The organism is Bacteroides uniformis, from assembly GCF_025147485.1.
Taxonomy (GTDB): domain Bacteria; phylum Bacteroidota; class Bacteroidia; order Bacteroidales; family Bacteroidaceae; genus Bacteroides; species Bacteroides uniformis.
The window spans coordinates 1,565,025-1,584,841 of sequence record NZ_CP102263.1 but is presented as its reverse complement, the minus strand read 5'-3'; the positions used below and the strand labels follow the sequence as shown (position 1 = coordinate 1,584,841).

Annotated in this window: 13 protein-coding genes; 1 reads left to right on the top strand and 12 read right to left on the bottom strand. The window is 49.0% G+C overall.

Annotated features, from left to right (window positions below):
• Nucleotides 1-7 precede the first annotated feature (7 nt).
• Nucleotides 8-2,089, top strand: a complete 2,082-nt coding sequence (locus NQ510_RS05935; RefSeq protein WP_057253883.1) for an LruC domain-containing protein — start codon at nucleotides 8-10, stop codon at nucleotides 2,087-2,089.
• Nucleotides 2,090-2,182: 93 nt separating this feature from the next.
• Here NQ510_RS05935 and NQ510_RS05930 read toward each other — a convergent pair whose 3' ends face one another.
• The 12 genes from NQ510_RS05930 to NQ510_RS05875 all read right to left on the bottom strand — a co-directional run bounded on the left by NQ510_RS05930 (nucleotide 2,183) and on the right by NQ510_RS05875 (nucleotide 19,799).
• Nucleotides 2,183-2,503, bottom strand: coding sequence for a heavy metal-binding domain-containing protein (locus NQ510_RS05930; RefSeq protein WP_005824368.1), 321 nt, complete (start codon nucleotides 2,501-2,503; stop codon nucleotides 2,183-2,185).
• Nucleotides 2,504-2,573: 70 nt separating this feature from the next.
• Nucleotides 2,574-3,794, bottom strand: a complete 1,221-nt coding sequence (locus NQ510_RS05925; protein WP_008661986.1) for a cysteine desulfurase — start codon at nucleotides 3,792-3,794, stop codon at nucleotides 2,574-2,576.
• Nucleotides 3,795-3,861: 67 nt separating this feature from the next.
• Nucleotides 3,862-5,205: a Fe-S cluster assembly protein SufD gene (sufD, locus tag NQ510_RS05920; protein ID WP_005824364.1), complete on the bottom strand. Its 1,344-nt coding sequence runs from the start codon at nucleotides 5,203-5,205 to the stop codon at nucleotides 3,862-3,864.
• Nucleotides 5,206-5,222: 17 nt separating this feature from the next.
• On the bottom strand, nucleotides 5,223-5,978 hold the full coding sequence (gene sufC, locus NQ510_RS05915) for a Fe-S cluster assembly ATPase SufC (RefSeq protein WP_005824362.1): 756 nt from the start codon (nucleotides 5,976-5,978) through the stop codon (nucleotides 5,223-5,225).
• A 118-nt stretch (nucleotides 5,979-6,096) separates the two neighbouring features.
• Nucleotides 6,097-7,551: a Fe-S cluster assembly protein SufB gene (sufB, locus tag NQ510_RS05910; protein ID WP_005824359.1), complete on the bottom strand. Its 1,455-nt coding sequence runs from the start codon at nucleotides 7,549-7,551 to the stop codon at nucleotides 6,097-6,099.
• 48 nt (nucleotides 7,552-7,599) lie between these two features.
• Entirely contained in the window at nucleotides 7,600-8,112 is a 513-nt protein-coding gene (locus NQ510_RS05905; protein ID WP_008661989.1) for a CvpA family protein, read from the bottom strand.
• A 153-nt stretch (nucleotides 8,113-8,265) separates the two neighbouring features.
• Nucleotides 8,266-11,313 (bottom strand): translation initiation factor IF-2, encoded by a 3,048-nt coding sequence (gene infB / locus NQ510_RS05900; RefSeq protein WP_005824356.1) that lies wholly within the window; start codon nucleotides 11,311-11,313, stop codon nucleotides 8,266-8,268.
• A gap of 123 nt (nucleotides 11,314-11,436) precedes the next feature.
• Nucleotides 11,437-12,702, bottom strand: coding sequence for a transcription termination factor NusA (gene nusA, locus NQ510_RS05895; RefSeq protein WP_005824354.1), 1,266 nt, complete (start codon nucleotides 12,700-12,702; stop codon nucleotides 11,437-11,439).
• 4 nt (nucleotides 12,703-12,706) lie between these two features.
• Nucleotides 12,707-13,174, bottom strand: coding sequence for a ribosome assembly cofactor RimP (rimP, locus tag NQ510_RS05890; RefSeq protein ID WP_005824352.1), 468 nt, complete (start codon nucleotides 13,172-13,174; stop codon nucleotides 12,707-12,709).
• A 470-nt stretch (nucleotides 13,175-13,644) separates the two neighbouring features.
• The gene (locus tag NQ510_RS05885) at nucleotides 13,645-16,134 is read right to left on the bottom strand and encodes a glycoside hydrolase family 3 N-terminal domain-containing protein (protein ID WP_055288451.1); all 2,490 of its coding nucleotides are present in this window, start codon (nucleotides 16,132-16,134) and stop codon (nucleotides 13,645-13,647) included.
• A gap of 136 nt (nucleotides 16,135-16,270) precedes the next feature.
• Nucleotides 16,271-18,598 carry a glycoside hydrolase family 3 C-terminal domain-containing protein gene (locus tag NQ510_RS05880; RefSeq protein ID WP_005825849.1) on the bottom strand — a complete coding sequence of 776 codons (2,328 nt, stop codon included), beginning with the start codon at nucleotides 18,596-18,598 and terminating at the stop codon, nucleotides 16,271-16,273.
• 4 nt (nucleotides 18,599-18,602) lie between these two features.
• A complete protein-coding gene (locus NQ510_RS05875) occupies nucleotides 18,603-19,799 on the bottom strand; it encodes an esterase (protein ID WP_005825852.1) in 1,197 nt (398 codons plus the stop codon).
• Nucleotides 19,800-19,817 lie beyond the last annotated feature (18 nt).

Sequence of the window (19,817 nt, the reverse complement as noted above, 5' to 3'; positions counted from 1 at the left end):
TAAGCAAATGAAAAAGAAAAGAAATCCAAGCAAGCATGTATTTATACTGGCGAATAAAACAACAAGCAGTACCCTTTTTTACCTATTTTTTGTATTTAATGAGAAGAATAGAGCACATATAGATATATATTACAACTTTTATAATACCTTTGCAACAAGTAAACAAGCTAAAAACAAAGGCATTATGAAACCAATCTATTCTAACCTGACATGCAAGATGCTGGCTTTGACATTATGCAGCATTATGCTGGCATTCCTATCCATAGGATGCGAACATGACGTCTACAATCCCGATAATGGAAAAGACGATGAGAAGACTCCCAACTCTTTTGATTTTTCTACGACATCTTCCATCCAAGTAAACGTAAAGTATGATGTCCCCGAAGGCTATAAAGTACTTTTTGAAATCTATCTTGAAGACCCGTTCACGATTGACAAAGATGGCCAGATTATAAAACGCACAGACCTGGAACCGGTCATCAGACGCATGACAGACGGTAACGGTGCATATAGCGGCAAGGAAATCATCAATTCGGACCATGGGGACGAAGCATATATCTATACTTCTTATATAGGGGTCCCCACCCTCTTCAAAACAGTTATTGCAGGAGATGCCATTACTGCCGACATCAAATGGGATTCCACCGATGATAATCCGCAAACACGGGCGGAGGGATGGCAGGCACCCAAAGGATACCATGTATTAGGAACATGGAGCTCCAAAGGATATCCTCATTATTTAGACACAGACAACAAAATCACAATTCCCGGTGATGTATTGACAATCATCAATACGACCTTGAAGGAAGGAGGCACATGCCCTAAGCAATACCGACAAGCCATAGATTTTGAAATCAATGATCCGGAAGGGCGCAATGCGGAAGTATCCATCCGGATAATTGGAGGAACCAGCGGTGCAGCGAGCGCCTTTGGCTATTATTGCTATAGGGCAGACGCATCTTTAAGTGAAATTAAAAAAGCCCCCAAATGCATTGTTTTTCCAAACACTCTGATGGATAATTATTATAATAAAAAGGCTTCCGGACTACAAGGCGGTGAAAGTGTAAAGCTTCATTACATAGACCCCGACGGAGTGGACCAAGGCACCGTATTTCCCAATGGAGTAAAAATCGGATGGTTCCTATTGAATGACAGCTTCTATGGCGGAAACAATAAGCCTTTCTACTCTACTACAAAGCTGAATGGGGACGGCCGTACACATACAGCCGCATTCCGCATCGATGATTTTGTCGTATTGTCCTTTGAAGATTGGACAGACCAAGACTATAATGATATACAATTCAACGTATGGTCCAACCCCATCGAAGCCATCATCAATCCGGATATTCCTGATATCAAACCTGACGGTGGCAACGAGGATAAGAAATACAGTCTGGAATACAAAGGAATCATCGCTTTCGAAGATAATTGGCCCAGAAAGGGTGACTATGACTTGAATGATGTTATTGTAAAATACCAGTCCGTATTGAACTTCAATGATGCCAATCAGGCCCTTTCTACAGAAGACACCTATGAGTTGCTTTGGTCCGGTGCCACTTTCAAAAATGGTTTCGCTTACCAACTGAATACAGAACGCAGCAATATGTCAACTGAAATATTGGAAGCCCCCACAAGTTTCAACGGACAAGGACTGGATACAGACCTTTCCAAAGCTACCGTCAATGTATTTCTAAGTGCGCTCGATGTAACAGAGAGAAATACAAAAACCGCTACATATAAGATAAAGAACACCTTCAAGACTCCACTATCACACGAAACGCTTGGAATTCCCCCTTATAATCCATTCATCATGGTACATGACGAATTGAAAGAATCACGCATCGAAGTGCATTTGGTCAACTATCCTCCTACTGAAAAGGCAGACATGGCTCTATTCCATACCGAAGAGGATTTGTCCTCTGTACCGACAAGCTATTATGTAGCCAATGGCAACTATCCTTTTGCCATTCATCTAAGTGGAGCCACAAACTTCAATACTCCTGAAACCCAGCCGATAGACAAGAGCTTTGAACATTTTATGGATTGGGTCAATTCCAATGGAACAGATTATAAGGATTGGTACAAATAACCGATAAAAGATACTCCTTATAAAGAAAATGGCAACCATTCACAGGGTTGCCATTTCTTATATCTTCCTATGTTGTAATATAGTAGAGCGAACTTATTCCACCGTTACAGCCGTACCGCATGCCGTAACCATCAACATGCTGCCACTGCCTCCTACCGTTTCATAGTCCAAGTCTACACCAATCACGGCATTGGCACCCATAGCACGGGCATGTTCTTGCATCTCGCGCAAGGCTATATCTTTAGCTTCGCGCAGCACTTCTTCATAAGAGCCACTTCGCCCACCCACCACGTCGCGGATGCTGGCAAAGAAATCGCGGAATACATTGGCACCGATAATCGTTTCACCGGAAACGATGCCATAATAGCGGGTGATACGTCCACCCTCAATAGTCGGGGTTGTTGTTACTAACATAATTCATTTTTTTAGTTGTTGACATATTAGACGCAAGGAATGAAAGAAAGGTTGCAAAGCTTTGCTTTGGTCAGAACATCCGGCTGACACGAACTATACCTGCCACCAGCACATCTATCTCCTCCCGGGTATTGTAAAGCCCGAAAGATGCACGCACTGTTCCTTCGATGCCAAGACGCTGCATCAATGGTTGGGCACAGTGATGTCCCGTGCGTACGGCAATGCCAAGACGGTCGAGCAATGTACCCATATCAAAATGATGGATATCACCTACCAGAAACGATATGACACTACCCTTGTCTTCTGCCTCGCCGAAGATACGCATACCGGGAATCTCTTTCAGCCGTTGCATGGCATACTGGGTCAATTCGTGTTCATAGGCGGCAATCTTGTCCATCCCAACCAACGAAACGTAGTCCAAAGCTTTGGCAAGTCCGGTAGTACCGATATAATCCGGCGTACCGGCTTCAAACTTGAAGGGCAATTCATTGAAGGTAGTCTTTTCAAAAGATACATGCTGAATCATCTCTCCACCGCCCTGATAGGGAGGTATCCTATCCAGCCACCCCTCTTTACCATAAAGCACCCCTACCCCCGTAGGACCATACACCTTGTGCGCGGAGAAAACGAAGAAATCGGCATCCAGATCCTGCACATCTACCGGCATGTGGGGAATGGACTGGGCACCGTCCACAAGCACCGGAACACCCTGCTCATGGGCAAAAGCAATCATCTCCTTGACGGGATTGACCGTACCCAGCACATTGGAAACATGCGCCACACTGACAATCCTGGTACGTTCGGAGAACAACTGCCTATATTCGTCCAATAAGAGTTCGCCCTTGTCATTCATCGGAATCACCTTGATGGTAATTCCACGCTTGGCGGCAAGCAGCTGCCAGGGAACAATGTTGCTATGGTGTTCCATCACAGAAAGAATCACCTCATCCCCCTCCTGCATAAATTCCTCACCAAAGCTGGAGACAAGCAGGTTGATACTCTCCGTCGTACCACGGGTGAAGACAATCTCATTCGTGCTGCGAGCATTGATGAAACGTCTCACCGTCTCACGCGAGGCCTCGTGCAGCTCTGTAGCCTGCTGCGACAGGAAGTGCACTCCGCGATGCACATTGGCATTCACCGAATAATATTCGTCCGTAATGGCATTTACTACCTGGCGAGGTTTCTGCGTAGTCGCGCCGTTGTCCAGATAGACCAACGGCTTGCCATATACCTCACGGGAAAGGATAGGGAAATCAGCTCGAAGCCTCTCCCCCAGCCCCTCTCCCATAGGGAGGGGAGCCAAGATACTACTCTTATTTATATCGTTGTTCATAATGAATCGAAATTATAAGCTATCACTTGCAGATGGCGCACCCCTGGCATTTGTTCAGTTCCCCCCGGAAACGCTTCTCTACCAGCAGATGCAGACGGTCTTTCAAAGCATCCAAACGGATGGTGTCGATAACTTCGTTGACAAAAGCGAACATCAGCAGCAGGCGCGCCTCGCGCACCGGGATACCACGCTGCCGCATATAGAAGAGAGCGCTTTCATCGAGCTGCCCCACCGTAGCGCCGTGACTGCACTTCACGTCATCTGCATAAATCTCCAGCTGAGGCTGGGTGTACATATGTGCATCTCGGGTGGCACAAAGATTGCGGTTGGTCTGTTGCGAACTGGTGTGCTGTGCGTCAGGGCGCACTAAAACCAGACCGGCAAAGGCACCTACAGCCTGCTCGTCAAGGACATACTTATAAAGCTCATTGCTGGTACAGTTGGGCACGGCATGGTCGATTGTCGTATGATTGTCCACATGCTGATTCTTGTCTGCAATGGCCATACCGCACAGATTCAGCTCCGCATGTTCACCGGCAAGCGTCACACAGGTTGTATTCCGTGTAGTTCCGTTGTGCAAGGTCATACCATTCAGCAATACATTACTATTGGCTTCCTGCCTTACATACATATTGCTGATACGTACCGTACTGGTGTGTGTCTCTTCGAGTTCATAAAAATCGAAAATGGCATTCTCACCGGCAAAGATTTCTATCACCTGCGTTGCCAGGAAGTTCACGCCGTCCATCGCATGGTCACACACCAACAAGCGGGCTTGTGCACCCTCCTCCAGAATAATCAGCACACGGCGGTTCACCATAAAATTGACGTCACCACGCAGGATATTCACCAGCTGAATAGGTTTCTCTACCACCACGTTCTTAGGAACATAAAACAGAACGCCGTCTTGTGCAAAAGCGGTGTTGAACGCCGTCACCCCATCCTCTGCCGTATCAGCCAACTTGCCATAATATTTCTTCACCAAATCGGGATGTTTCTCGGCCACCTCCTTCAGGCTGCCGAAGATAACCCCTTCAGGCAGATGGGACTTAGGCAAAGCCCTGCCATAAAAAGCATCGTTCACCACAAAATAAAGAGCAGTGCTCATATTGGGAACATCGCACTTGAACACTTCATAAGGATTCACCGGAATTTCCAACCGGTTCAAGTTCAAGCCATAATCCGGCTCAAAGAACTTGCTGATATCCGTATATTTGTATTTCTCCTCCTTACGGGTGGGAAAGCCCAAGCGCTCAAAGTCAGCAAAAGCAGCGGCACGCGGCGCATTCAGCACCTCGGCACTATGCCGGCATATCATCGCCTCCGTTTGGGAGAAAAGGTCTATGTATTGTTGCTCTACACTCATGTTTTCAGATTATGAGTTTATAATTCACCTGCTTCTTTCCTTATCCAATCGAAGCCACGTGTTTCAATCTCCTTCGCCAATTCCGGTCCACCGGTTTTTACGATGCGTCCGCCCAGCAGTACATGTACCGTATCGGGTTTGATATAGTCCAACAAGCGCTGGTAGTGGGTGATGACCATGGCACTGGTTTCCGCAGTCTTGAGTTTGTTGAAACCGTCGGCCACAATACGCAGGGCATCCACATCCAATCCGGAATCCGTCTCGTCCAGAATGGCGAAAGTCGGTTCCAACATCGCCATCTGGAATATCTCGTTACGCTTCTTCTCACCGCCACTGAAACCTTCGTTCACGCTGCGGTTGGCAAGCTTGTTATCCAGTTCCACAATGGCGCGCTTCTCGCGCATCAGCTTCAGGAACTCGCTGGCGGACAAGGCAGGCAGATGGCGGTACTTGCGTTGCTCATTCACGGCAGCACGCATGAAGTTCACCATCGACACGCCCGGAATCTCTACCGGAGCCTGGAAAGAAAGAAAGATTCCTTCATGTGCACGGTCCTCAGGACTCATGGCAAGCAAGTCCTTGCCATTAAAGGTGATGGAGCCGCGCGTCACTTCATAAGCCGGATGTCCCACCAACACGTTACTCAACGTACTTTTACCGGCACCGTTCTGTCCCATCAGCGCATGTACTTCACCGTCACGGATAGTCAAGTTAATGCCTTTCAATATCTCTTTGCCATTGATGCTGGCATGCAGGTCTTTTATCTCTAACATCTTTATATTTACGATTTTATTATTTACGATTTACGATTGATATTACCCCTTAAATATTAAACGATTCACATCTACAATCAAACTTCAATCGTAAATCGTAAATCGTCTAATCGTCCAATCACCCCACACTTCCTTCCAGCGAAATGGCAAGCAACTTCTGCGCTTCTACGGCAAACTCCATCGGAAGTTTATTCAAAACTTCTTTGGCATAACCGTTCACAATCAGCCCCACGGCATCTTCCGTAGAAATACCGCGCTGATTGCAGTAGAATATCTGGTCCTCACTGATTTTGCTGGTAGTGGCCTCATGCTCCACGATGGCCGTTTCATTGTGAATATCCATGTAGGGGAAAGTATGCGCGCCGCATTTGTCACCAAGTAGCAAGGAGTCGCACTGGCTGTAATTACGAGCATTGTCCGCTTTCTGTGCCACGCGCACCAAGCCGCGGTAAGAGTTTTCGCTCTTTCCGGCAGAAATGCCTTTGCTCACAATGGTGCTCCGGGTATTCTTGCCCAGATGAATCATCTTTGTTCCCGTGTCTGCCTGCTGATGGTTATTGGTTACTGCCACACTATAGAACTCCGCTGTCGAATTGTCGCCGGAAAGGATGCAAGACGGATACTTCCAGGTAATGGCCGAACCTGTTTCCACTTGCGTCCAAGACAGTTTACTGTCCACCCCTTTACAATGGCCACGCTTCGTCACAAAGTTATAGACACCACCCCGGCCCTCGGCATCACCGGGATACCAGTTCTGCACGGTGCTGTATTTCACTTCTGCACGGTCGTGCACCACAATTTCCACAATGGCCGCGTGCAACTGGTTCTCGTCACGCATCGGAGCCGTACACCCTTCCAGATAAGAAACGTACGAATCATCATCCGCCACAATCAAGGTTCTTTCGAACTGCCCCGTATTGCGGGCATTGATGCGGAAATAGGTGGACAACTCCATCGGACAACGTACCCCCTTCGGGATATAGACAAAAGAACCGTCGGAGAACACCGCCGAGTTCAGTGCCGCAAAGAAGTTGTCACGATAAGGCACCACCGAACCGAGATATTTCTGTACCAAGTCGGGATGCTCGCGTACAGCCTCGCTGAACGAGCAGAAGATGATTCCTTTCTCCATCAGCGTCTCCTTGAAGGTAGTCTTTACAGACACCGAGTCCATAACGGCATCCACAGCCATACCGCTTAACGCCATCTGTTCTTCCAGCGGAATGCCCAGCTTATTGAAAGTCTTTATCAACTCAGGGTCCACCTCATCCATGCTTTTCGGTCCTTCCTTCTTCTTCGTAGGGTCGGCATAGTAGGATATGGCCTGATAATCTATTTCGGGAATGCGGAGATGTGCCCATGTAGGCATCTCCAATGTCAGCCAGTGGCGATATGCCTTCAGGCGGAACTCCAGCAACCATTCCGGTTCTCCCTTCTTCTCAGAGATAAGCCGCACTACATCTTCATTCAGCCCGCGCTCAATGATGTCTGTATGCACGTCGGTCGTGAAACCGTACTTATACTTCTCCTGAGTGAGTTCCTTTACATATTTATTGGGTTCTTCTTGTTGCATCACTTCTATAATTACAAATTATGAATTACAAAATCACGGTTCACGGTATCAGTCAAAGTCTCCGTTTACAATCTGCTCCGTAACCGCCTTTGCTGCGGGAAAGAATATCCCGGCAAACTCTTCCATAGGATAATATAACACTGATTCTTTCTTTTTTGTTTTGCTAATCAGCGTATTGTCTCCGTCTATAAATTCGATGACACCAATCAGCAGGCTCGTCAGCAGGAGGTACTTCAAAGCCCCTAGACCAGCCCCCAACCAATGATTGAGCCAGCCCAGCGAGACGGCCTCCATTGCCCGGGTCAGCAGAGAAGCCACCAGGGAGAAGAGCAAAGGAACAGCCAGCCAGATGAAGACAAATGCCAGTACTTGCGCCACTGTCATAGAGTCTGTCAACATGGGGCACAGCTTCACTGCCAACGAGGCATACAAAGCCTTTGCCGCCAGCAGACCGACAATCAGCCCCAGCAGAGAGGCCAATTGCTTCACAAAACCTTTCATGAAGCCGATGATTGCGCCCAAGCCGAAAGCAGCCAATATGATGATATCTATAATTGCCATAAAATTAATGTACCAATGTGACAATATGCTAATGTGCCAATATGCTAATGGGTCAATGAGCAAATAACTAATATGCAAAATGTGCCAATTGCCCTGCGGCATTTTCTGTACGCGCAGCCAATTGGCACATTAGCATATTTGTACATTATTCAATTATAATGTTTGCTTCACTTCTATTTCTTCGTAAGATTCGATAATATCGCCCACCTTGATGTCGTTGCAGTTTGTCAGGCTGATACCGCACTCGAAATTGGTACCTACCTCCTTCACGTCGTCCTTGAAGCGCTTCAGGGCATTGATGGCACCCGTAAAGATTACGATACCGTCGCGTATCAAACGGGCCTTGTCGCTGCGTTTCACCTTTCCGGTCTTGACCATGGCACCTGCCACCAGTCCCACCTTCGTGATGTTGAACACTTCGCGCACCTCGATGGTTGCCGTTATCTGCTCCTTCAATGTCGGTGCCAGCATACCTTCCATGGCAGCCTTCACCTCTTCGATGGCATCGTAGATGACGGAGTACTTGCGGATATCCACACCCTCCTGCTCTGCCATCTTGGCGGCAGCACCCGAAGGACGTACTTGGAAACCGACGATAATCGCATCCGAAGCGGCAGCCAGCGAGACATCCGATTCGGAAATCTGACCGACACCCTTGTGGATTACGTTTACCTGCACCTGCTCCGTAGACAGCTTGATTAAAGAGTCGCTCAACGCTTCCACAGAACCGTCCACGTCACCCTTCACAATCACGTTCAGCTCATGGAAGTCACCCAGCGCCAGACGGCGGCCCACTTCGTCGAGCGTCAGCATCTTCTGCGTACGCAAACCTTGTTCACGCTGCAACTGTTCGCGTTTGTTGGCAATCTCGCGTGCTTCCTGCTCCGTTTCGATTACGTGGAACGTGTCGCCAGCAGCAGGTGCACCGTTCAAGCCCAATATCAGGGCAGGTGTAGAAGGACCAGCCTCCTGCATGCGTTGGTTACGCTCATTGAACATAGCCTTCACCTTACCGTAGCTGGTACCCGCCAGCACGATGTCGCCCATTTTCAAGGTACCGTTGGAAACGAGTACCGTAGCCACATAGCCACGACCCTTATCCAATGAGGACTCGATAATGGAACCGGTAGCACGGCGGTTCGGGTTTGCTTTCAACTCCAGCATTTCTGCTTCGAGCAGCACTTTCTCCATCAACTCGGGTACACCGATACCCTTTTTGGCAGAGATATCTTGCGACTGATACTTACCGCCCCACTCTTCCACCAAGAAGTTCATGGCAGCCAGCTCTTCCTTAATCTTGTCGGGGTTGGCAGTCGGTTTATCAATCTTATTGATTGCAAATACAATAGGAACACCCGCAGCCATGGCATGGTTGATGGCTTCCTTTGTCTGCGGCATCACGTTGTCGTCAGCAGCCACAATGATGATGGCAATATCCGTAGCTTTGGCACCACGGGCACGCATGGCGGTAAACGCCTCGTGGCCCGGAGTATCGAGGAATGTAATCTTACGTCCGTCGTCCAGCGACACGTGGTAGGCACCGATGTGCTGTGTGATACCACCCGCTTCACCGGCAATCACATTCGCCTTACGGATATAGTCGAGCAATGAAGTCTTACCGTGGTCTACGTGACCCATCACCGTTACAATCGGAGCGCGAGGTTCCAAATCTTCCTCATCATCCTCTTCCTCTACGATGGCCTGCGCCACTTCTGCGCTTACATATTCTGTCTTGAAGCCGAATTCCTCAGCCACCAAGTTGATGGTCTCGGCATCCAGACGCTGGTTGATGGATACCATCATACCAATGCTCATACAAGTGGCGATGACCTGAGTAACAGAAACATCCATCATGCTTGCCAACTCGTTGGCCGTCACGAATTCCGTAATCTTCAGTACCTTGCTTTCTGCCATTTCCATGTCTTCCAATTCCTGCATACGGCTGGAAGCCATGTCACGTTTTTCCTTACGATACTTGGCACCTTTGTTCTTTCCTTTGGAAGTGAGGCGTGCCAAAGTTTCCTTTACCTGCTTTGCTACATCTTCCTCGCTAACCTCCTGCTTGATGACCGGCTTCTTGAAGCGGTCCTTATTGCGGTTGCGGTTATTATTGGCATTGTTTCCACCAGGCTGGTTTCCACCTTGCGGGCGGGCACCCTGACCTTGCTGGGCACCAGCGTGTCCACGGTCGTTGCCACCACGCTGGAAGTTGGAAGCATTGTTGATGTCCACTTTCTCCTTATTGATACGGACACGTTTCTTCTTGCCGTTGGCATCGCCGGCAGCGGTATCCTTCAACTTGCTGTCATCACGGCGGATTTCCTTGATGATAGCTTCCTTCATCTGCTTCTTCTGATCCTGGCGAATCTTTTCCTTCTCTTCACGCTCCTTGCGTTTCTCCTCTTTCGATTTCTTCTTCGGGCGTGTGGATTGGTTCAGAGCCGCCAGGTCTATCTGTCCGATGACATTAATCTTCGAAACAAACTCAGGCTGATGTATCTTGAAGATTTCTTCTCCTTCTTCTTTCCCCTCTTTTTCAACCGGTGCTTCTTCAGCCACCGGTACGGGAGCAGGCGCTTCTATCATTTCTTCCTTTTTAGATTCTTGTTGAGCCTCTACAACCGGAGCAGGCTCTTCCTTGACAACGGGTTGTGGCTGCGGTTCCGAAACGGGCTGCGGCTCGGACTCAGATGCCGGCTGTACCTCCGGTTGCGGCTGTGGTTCCGGTTGGGGAGCAGGAGCAGGTTCCGGTTTCGGCGTTTCTACAACTGCCGGTTCCTCCACCTTCTTCTCCTCTACCGCTTTTTCCGCTTCTTTCTCTTTTTCCTGAGCAGGAGCAGGTCTACGGTTCAGTTTGTCCAAATCAATCTTGCCTACCGGCTTGAACTTCGGACGTGCGTCTTCCGGAACAACCGTCTTAATCTCCTCGGGCTTCGCTTTCTCCTGCGTTTCCCTATAGCCGTCAATAGACACGGACGCCTTGTTGCGGTCCTTGCTCTGACGTTCCTGGCTGAAACGCTCCGACTTTATCTTAAGGTCCTTATCTGTACTAAACTCCTTTTTGAGCAGTTCGAACTGTTCATCCGTAATTTTTGTGTTCGGATTTGCCTCAACGGTAAATCCCTTCTTTTGCAGGAACTCGACAGCCGTCGTAATCCCTACATTTAAATCTCTTGTTACTTTGTTTAACCTTATCGTCATACTAATTTAATGAATTAATGTGCCAATATGCTAATGTGCTAATTGGCTGAGAAAAAAGGAGTGTGCACTTCATCCGATATGCTATCTGCATTGGCACATTAGCATATTACCCACATTACCACATTACTGCTCCTCCTCTTCAAACTCCTGTTTCAAAATGCGCAATACCTCGTCCACCGTCTCTTCTTCGAGGTCCGTCTTCTCAATCAACATCTCACGGGGAGCGTTCAACACAGCCTTAGCCGTATCGATACCGATAGCCTTGATGGCATCGATAACCCAACCGTCTATTTCATCACGGAATTCGTCCAAGTAGATGTCTTCATCCTCTATGGCCTCATCCAACTCACGGAACACGTCGATGGTGTACTCAGTCAACATACTGGCAAGCTTGATATTCAAACCGCCTTTACCGATAGCCAGCGACACCTCTTCGGGTTTCAAGAACACTTCAGCCTTGCGTTCTTCCTCGTTCAAGCGGATGGAAGAAATCTTGGCAGGGCTCAAGGCACGCTGTATAAACAACTGGATATTGGACGTATAGTTGATAACGTCGATATTCTCGTTGCGAAGCTCGCGGACAATACCATGAATACGGCTACCCTTCACACCCACGCAAGCACCTACCGGATCGATACGGTCATCGTAGCTCTCAACGGCAATCTTGGCACGCTCGCCGGGGATGCGGGCAATCTTCTTGATGGTAATCAGTCCGTCATTGATTTCGGGTACTTCCATTTCGAACAGACGTTGCAGGAAGACGGGCGACGTACGGCTCAGGATAATCTTCGGATTATTATTCTTGTTGTCCACACGTGCCACTACGGCGCGGGCGGTCTCGCCCTTGCGGTAGAAGTCACTCGGTATCTGTTCGGTCTTGGGCAGCAACAGTTCGTTGCCTTCATCATCGAGCAGCAGCATCTCTTTCTTCCAAATCTGGTAGACTTCCGCATTGATGATGGTACCCACTTTATCAATGTATTTGTTGTAAATACTATCTTTCTCCAGTTCCAATATCTTGGAGGCCAGTGTCTGGCGCAAGTTCAAGATGGCACGGCGACCGAAGTTCGCGAAGATAACTTCATCCGTCACTTCCTCGCCCACTTCATAAGAAGCATCAATCTTTTGTGCTTCGGACAATGCAATCTGCAGGTTCGGGTTTTCCAAATCCTCGTCTGCCACTACCTCACGGTTACGCCATATTTCGAAGTCACCCTTGTCCGGGTTTACAATTACGTCGTAATTCTCATCGGTACCGAACATTTTCGCAATCACACTACGGAACGACTCCTCGAGTACGCTTACCATCGTGGTTCTGTCGATATTCTTCAGTTCCTTAAATTCCGAAAATGTATCTATCAAGCTGACAGTTTCTACTTTTTTGGCCATAGTCTTATTTAAAACTGATTAAGTATTTAGTGTATTTTATCTCTTCATACGTAAAGGTCAAGTCCTCGTCCACCAGCTTGGGACGCTTGGCACCTTCCTCTTTCACTTTCTTCTGAATGGTCACGACGAAATGCTGTTCGTCGGCTTCCTTCAACACGCCGCTGAGCTTGCGGCCGTCCTTTGCCAGCACTTCCACTTCCTTGCCGATGTGGTTAATGTACTGCTGCAGTACCTTGAAGGGCTGTCCGATGCCGGCCGAACCGACTTCCAACTCATAATCCTCATCCTCACGGTTCAACTTGGACTCGATGTAGCGGCTCAGCTCTACGCAGTCCTCAATCCAAACACCTTCTTTGTGGTCTATTTCCACCAAAATCTTGTCATCCGGGCTGATTGTCACCTCCACAAGGAAGTAGTCCTTTCCTGCCAGCCACTCGTCAACAATCTGACAAACAGTTTTCTTTTCTATCATAGATTAACCATTAGGAACAAAAAAGAGGAGCTTAATCGCCCCTCCACCTTTCATCCGTTTTCGGTTGCAAAGATATAAATAATCTGTTCGACTACAAAATATTAGAGAAAAAAAGATTGATTTAACGGTTCAAACGGGAATTATATTACAAACACACCCTTTCAACACTTCAAGATAAGGGGTAAAACATATAATCTTATGAGACAGAAGCTTATACTTTATGAAATGAATTATCACGTTCCATACTGCATGAGATGCACATGTCAAGCACAACGAGATGTGCATCTCGGACAACATGAGATGTACATCTCAAGCATACAATCTCTATTGTTTCAGGAAAAGAAGTAAGGAGATACAAACGGAAAGAAGATACTGTTGAAAGACAACGCGGAAAAATAAAAGGCCGATAGCTTGTTTCATGCTATCGGCCCTTTTACTATGGTTCTAAAGGTCTAAAAGACCTTGTCGTATCACTTATTCGGAGTCTCCCACTTCTTGGTATCCGTACAAACCACGTTCACCGTTTGGTCACCCGTCTGGATGCGGAAGTCACCTTTCTCCAAAATCCACTTGCCATCATAGCCTACGAAAGCAAGGTCGGAGCCTTTCAGTTTCAGAGTCACGGTCTTTGTCTCGCCCGGTTTCAGTTCCACTTTCTCGAAAGCGCGAAGACGGCGGGTATCGGGAGTAAGGGAGGCAACGAGGTCACTGCTGAAGAGCAACACGCTCTCCTTGCCGACACGGTCACCGGTATTCTTCACATCTACAGTGAAAGTAAGCACATCATCAGCGGTAAAGTCCGACTTATCCACCTTGAGGTTACTGTATGCAAAAGTAGTATAACTCAATCCATAACCGAACGCCCACTGTACAGATACTTGCGCATCGTAGTTATAAGCACCTTCCATCTGCTTGCCGATGTGTTCGCACGGTTTGTAGTCGTACGTAATCAGAGAGTTGATTTCCTTCGGATAAGTGAAAGGCATCTTTCCGCTGAAGTTGGCGTCACCGGCAATGAGGTTTGCCAACGCATCACCGCCGTAGTTGCCCGGAAGCATAGTATTGACAACAGCCTTAGCCAAAGGCTCGATGTCAGCAATCAGGCGAGGACGACCTTCGTTCAACACCAGAATGATGGGCTTCCCGGTCTTGGCAAGAGCCTTCACCAAATCGAGCTGGTTCTGGGAGAGGAAGAGGTTCGTCAGGTTACCCGGAGTCTCGCAGTAAGAGTTCTCACCGATGCAGGCAACGATGTAGTCGGCACCGGCAGCGGCAGCTACAGCTTTCTCTATCTCCGGAGTGTTTTCTTCCCACCAGTTGCCACCTTGCTTATAAGTGACACCGGCTTCGTAAATGATATTGTCCGCACCGAATTTATTGGTGAAGGCTTCAAGAATCGTATTGTATTGGCTTGCATGCTCGTCGGCCTTGTCGCCCTGCCATGAATAGGACCAGCCACCGTTGAGGCAACGCATGGAATTGGCATTCGGACCGGTAACCAGCAGTTTCTTGCCTTTTGCCAACGGCAATATACCGTCTGTATTCTTCAGGAGTACCAAAGACTCTTCGGCAGCCTGCAATGCAGCAGCGGCATGTTCCGCACTACCGAACAACGGGAAGTCTTTCAAGTCATAATAGGGCTTTTCAAATAGGTTGAGACGGTACTTCAAACGCAGCACACGACGTACAGCATCGTCTATACGGCTCATGGGAACTTCACCTTCTTCCACCAGCTCCTTCAAGAGTGTACAGAACTTCCAGTCGTACGGGTCCATAGACATGTCGATACCGGCATTGATGGCGAGCTTGATGGCTTCCTTCTTGTCCTTGGCAATGTGGTCGCGGCTATAAAGGTTGTTGATGTCCGCCCAGTCGGTCACGATCATACCGTCCCAGTTGAGGTCTTCTTTCAGCCACTTGGTCAGCAGCTCATAGTTGGCATGGAAAGGCAGGCCGTTGTTCATGGCGGAGTTCACCATCACGGAGAGGGCACCTGCCTTCACCATTTCCAGATAAGGAGCAAAATGCTTCTCACGCATATCCTGCTCGGTGATGGAAGACGGCGTACGGTCCTTACCGGAAACGGGGACACCATAACCCATATAATGCTTCATACAAGCGGCAACGTTGTTCCCGCCAATCAGGTTGGGGTTCTCTCCCTGGAAACCGATAACGGCTTCACGTCCCATTTCGGCATTGACGTAGGCGTCTTCACCATAGTTTTCCCACATACGCGGCCAGCGCGGGTCACGCCCGAGGTCGGTCACCGGGGCATACGTCCAGGGAATGCTTCCCGCCTTTGTTTCATAAGCGGAGATGCGTGCACCTTCACGTGTCAGTTCACGGTTGAAGGTAGCTCCCATATTGACGCCTTGCGGGAAGAAAGTACCACCCAGCGTATAGGTAGTTCCGTGTATCTGGTCTACACCGTACACACAAGGAATACCCATCACCTCCATGGATTTCTCCTGAATGCGTTTGATGATTTCCTGCCACTTCTCCACGCTCTGTGCCACACCGTTGGGCACGTTCAAGATGGAGCCTACTTTGTATTTTCCGATGACAGAGTCGAGCATCGCCTCATCCAACTGGAAGCCCTTGGCATTCTCAATGCCTTGGATACGCATATAGAGCTTCATCATCACATCCTGCGAAGGCATCTCCTTGCCCAGCTTGAATTCCTTTTCAAGCTTGTATCTCTTGATGATTTTTTGCAGGTCCTTCACCGTGATGTTCTTCGGGTCGAGGCCGGCAAAGGGATTGGCGCGTTTCTGCAGGAGGTCGATAGTGAGTTCGCACATCTGACCGACTTTCTCGTCAAGCGTCATCTTCTTCAGCAAAGTCTCAATCTGCTGTTCTATTTTCTCGTCTCTTGGAATGGCAGGCGCAACAGTGGTCTGCGCCGTAGCAGTAAGCACTAACCCTGATAGGGCTAAAGATAAGATTAACTTTTTATTCATGGTTGTGATATTGGTTTATAATAGTTGCACTATCTGTTTATACGAGGCACAAAGATAAGAACATCCTGCCATACCAAAGGGTACAACAGGATGTTTTTTAGGGTATGATTTGTTATCTTTTCAGACAATCCTACTCTCATCTCTTCAAGAGGCTCATCGGTTCCTGAAGTTTCAAGATGTTGTTCGTCTTCTGCGTTGCGGCAGCTACTTCAGCCTCCAGCGTAGCCTTGATGTCGCGTGAGGAAGCCCCAACGAGGAACTTGTAGTTTCCGGGAGTTACCACCCATGCCGATGCAGCCTCATCATAGGAAGCCAGGTCGGCAGCATTCACTTTCAGCGTCACCACAGTAGCTTCACCCGGTTTCAGTTCCTTGGTCTTGGCAAAAGCTTTCAGTTCCTTTTCGGGTTTGTTGGCGTCTGCAGCATCGGGAGCGGATACATAAAGCTGAACCACTTCCTTACCTGCTACCTTACCGGTGTTCTTCACCTCTACAGATACGGTATAGACGCCGTTGTCTGACTTGACAGCAGCCTTGTCGTAAGCAAAAGTAGTATAGGAAAGACCGTAACCGAAAGGATAGGAAACCTGCTTGCCGAAGGTATCGAAGTAACGGTAACCCACGTAGATATCCTCCTCATAATTGGTATAATCCACATCCTTCACGTCGTTCTTCTTCCCGCCCTTGTTCACGAGGTCGGTGCTCACACGCATGTCTATCGGGAAGTTGGCGGAAGAAGCGGCATCTTCAAACTTCACCGGGAAAGTCATTGTCAGCTTGCCCGAAGGAGAAGCCTTGCCACTCAGCACGTCAGCCACACTGTTTCCTCCTTCCTGGCCTGCCTGCCATGCACAAAGGATGGCATCGGGAACAGACTTCCAAGAAGCAGTTTCAATCACACCACCGATATTAAGTACCACCACTACCTTCTTTCCGGCAGCGTGGAAAGCATCGGACACTGCTTTCAACATGCTCTGCTCCTCTTTGGTGAGGTTGAAGTCGGCTACCATACGGTCGAGAAACTCACCGGAGGTACGTCCCAGCGTCACCAGTGCCACATCGGCCTTGGCAGCCTGCTCGCGGATGACTTGTGCGGAAACAGCCATCTCAGCCGGACGGGTATCGGGCATGAACCACTCTTTCTTATCTTTGGACAGACGTTCTTTCTCGGTTTTCAGGTAAGCTTCATAGCTATTCTTCAGCGCTTCATCCACCACATAGCCGGCATTCTTCAAGCCGTCCAATAGCGAAACGGTATAAGCGCGGTTCACGTTGCCCGAACCTGTACCGCCTGCAATGAAATCGTAGGAAGTGCAACCGAAGAGTGCCACGTTCTTCACGTCGGCAGCCAGCGGCAGAGCACCGTTATCGTTCTTCAGCAATACCATGCCTTCCGTTGCCGACTGGCGAGTAACGGCAGCATGCGCCTTCAAATCAGGCTTGTTGGAGTATTTATATCCCTTGAAGTGGGGAGTCTGGAGAATCATCTCCAGAATACGCTTCACATTCTGATTGAGGATGGCTTCGTCCAACGCTCCGTCCTGCACACCCTTCACGATGGCTTCGTACTGCTTGGGCAGACCGGGCTGCAACATGTCGTTGCCTGCCACCATCTGTGCCACGGCATCCTTGCCGCCAAACCAGTCGGTCATCACCATGCCCTTGAAGCCCCATTCGTCGCGCAACATCGTTGTCTGCAACTCCTTGTTTTCCGAAGTGTAGACACCGTTCAGGTAGTTGTATGAGGACATCACGGTCCAAGGAGCGGATTCCTTCACGGCAATCTCGAACCCTTTCAAGTAGATTTCGCGCAAGGCGCGTGGAGATACATGCGCATCCGTAGCCATACGGTTGGTTTCCTGGTTGTTCACAGCAAAGTGCTTGATACTGGTACCCACACCGTTGCTCTGCACACCACGTACGTAGGCGGCGGCAATCTTACCCGACACCAACGGGTCTTCAGAATAATACTCGAAGTTACGTCCGCAAAGCGGGTTACGGTGAATGTTCAGTGCCGGAGCCAACAGCACGTCCGCACCGTATTCCAGCACTTCGTTACCGATGGACCGGCCTACACTTTCCACCAATTCCTGGTCCCAGGTAGAGGCGAGCAAAGTCCCGATAGGGAAATGAGTACAATAGTATGTAGCCGAATCCCCCTCACGCTTGGGGTCGATACGCAGTCCGGCGGGACCATCGGCCAGCACCACGGCGGGAATGCCGAGACGCTCGATCGGGTAGGTGGTTCCTGCCGCGCCCGGCACCAGCTTTTTCGTCGCACCGATTACGGCACTGTCACCCGAGAAACCTGCCATACCAGTACCTACTACCAGATGTGCCTTTTCTTCCAGCGTCATGGCACCAATCACTTCATCCAAAGAGGACTTTCCAAGCTGCGGCACACCCGGTCCGCAAGCCGACAAGACAGCCATTGCTGCTGCCATGGATATGATATTCTTCTTCATAATCTTATTTAAATATCTTCGGTGCGAATTCTGTCAGATAGATACGCCAGTTCTTCCAGATATGACCTTCTCCGGTTTCATAATATTCATATTTGTAACCCTTCTCGTCCAACATCTTGCGGTAGTCGTTATTGGCCTGGAACAAGAAGTCTTTATTACCGATAGCGATGTAATAGAGTGCCGGTTTCTTGGCAAACTGGGTTTTCAGTTTGACTTCAAGGTTGTCATAAATCGGAGACTTCACATCTTTGTTGGGCATGATGGCAGCCGAGAACAGCCCTACATAGTCGAACATGTCCGGATATTGCTTGGAGATGTGCATGGAGTGGAAACCTCCCATAGAGAGACCAGCAATGGCACGCCCCTTCTTGTTGGCCTGTGTACGGTAAGTCTTATCAATGAATTTCACCACGTCGGGGAAAGCCGTTTCGAAAGAACCTTCCATCGTCTTGGGCAGATTCATGCTGGGAGCGGCAAAACCCAGTGACGATTCACCCGGAGCAGCCTCCAACGCAGCGTTACCGTTGGTCATTACTACAATCATCGGCTTGGCCTTGCCTTGGGCGATGAGGTTATCCAGAATCTGTGCCGTACGTCCCAGTTCGCTCCATGCGTTCTCGTCGCCACCCATGCCGTGTAGCAGGTAGAAGACGGGATAGCGCTTGCCGCTTGTCTCATATCCGGCAGGCGTATAGACAGTCAGACGGCGGTCCATACCCAGCGTAGGGCTGTTGTACCATACCTTAGATACCGTTCCATGAGGAACTTTATTCACTTTGTAAAGGTCGATGCGCTCGTCACCACCGATGATGAATACATTCGTCACGCTTGCCACGTCTCGAATCATATAGACGTTGGCAGGGTCGTTAATCTTCAGTCCGTCTACCAGGAAAGTGTAGCTGTAGAGTTCCGGTTTCAGCGGTTCGGGAGTAGTGAATTCCCACACACCGTCCTTGTTCTCTTTCAAATCTGCCACACCCGGACCATCAAACTCACCAAAAGGAGTCTTGATTTTCTGCGTAGGCAGGAAGTCGCCGGTTACTTGCACCTTTACGGCTTTCGGCGCCTTCAAGCGGAAAGTTACTGTATTGTTGTCGTGTATCTCAGGTGAGACCACGGGAGCGCCTCCCCAGAGAGCTTGTTGCGCGAAAGTCATCGCACACATCAGCAACAGAGCTGACAAAATAGAAATTCTTTTCATGATACGTATGTTATTTTG

Excerpts from the sequence above, each read along its gene's own strand:
- NQ510_RS05935 (WP_057253883.1), top strand. The coding sequence starts at position 8 with ATGAAAAAGAAAAGAAATCCAAGCAAGCATGTATTTATACTGGCGAAT.
- NQ510_RS05930 (WP_005824368.1), bottom strand. The coding sequence starts at position 2,503 with ATGTTAGTAACAACAACCCCGACTATTGAGGGTGGACGTATCACCCGC.
- NQ510_RS05925 (WP_008661986.1), bottom strand. The coding sequence starts at position 3,794 with ATGGGAGAGGGGCTGGGGGAGAGGCTTCGAGCTGATTTCCCTATCCTT.
- sufD (WP_005824364.1), bottom strand. The coding sequence starts at position 5,205 with ATGAGTGTAGAGCAACAATACATAGACCTTTTCTCCCAAACGGAGGCG.
- sufC (WP_005824362.1), bottom strand. The coding sequence starts at position 5,978 with ATGTTAGAGATAAAAGACCTGCATGCCAGCATCAATGGCAAAGAGATA.
- sufB (WP_005824359.1), bottom strand. The coding sequence starts at position 7,551 with ATGCAACAAGAAGAACCCAATAAATATGTAAAGGAACTCACTCAGGAG.
- NQ510_RS05905 (WP_008661989.1), bottom strand. The coding sequence starts at position 8,112 with ATGGCAATTATAGATATCATCATATTGGCTGCTTTCGGCTTGGGCGCA.
- infB (WP_005824356.1), bottom strand. The coding sequence starts at position 11,313 with ATGACGATAAGGTTAAACAAAGTAACAAGAGATTTAAATGTAGGGATT.
- nusA (WP_005824354.1), bottom strand. The coding sequence starts at position 12,702 with ATGGCCAAAAAAGTAGAAACTGTCAGCTTGATAGATACATTTTCGGAA.
- rimP (WP_005824352.1), bottom strand. The coding sequence starts at position 13,174 with ATGATAGAAAAGAAAACTGTTTGTCAGATTGTTGACGAGTGGCTGGCA.
- NQ510_RS05885 (WP_055288451.1), bottom strand. The coding sequence starts at position 16,134 with ATGAATAAAAAGTTAATCTTATCTTTAGCCCTATCAGGGTTAGTGCTT.
- NQ510_RS05880 (WP_005825849.1), bottom strand. The coding sequence starts at position 18,598 with ATGAAGAAGAATATCATATCCATGGCAGCAGCAATGGCTGTCTTGTCG.
- NQ510_RS05875 (WP_005825852.1), bottom strand. The coding sequence starts at position 19,799 with ATGAAAAGAATTTCTATTTTGTCAGCTCTGTTGCTGATGTGTGCGATG.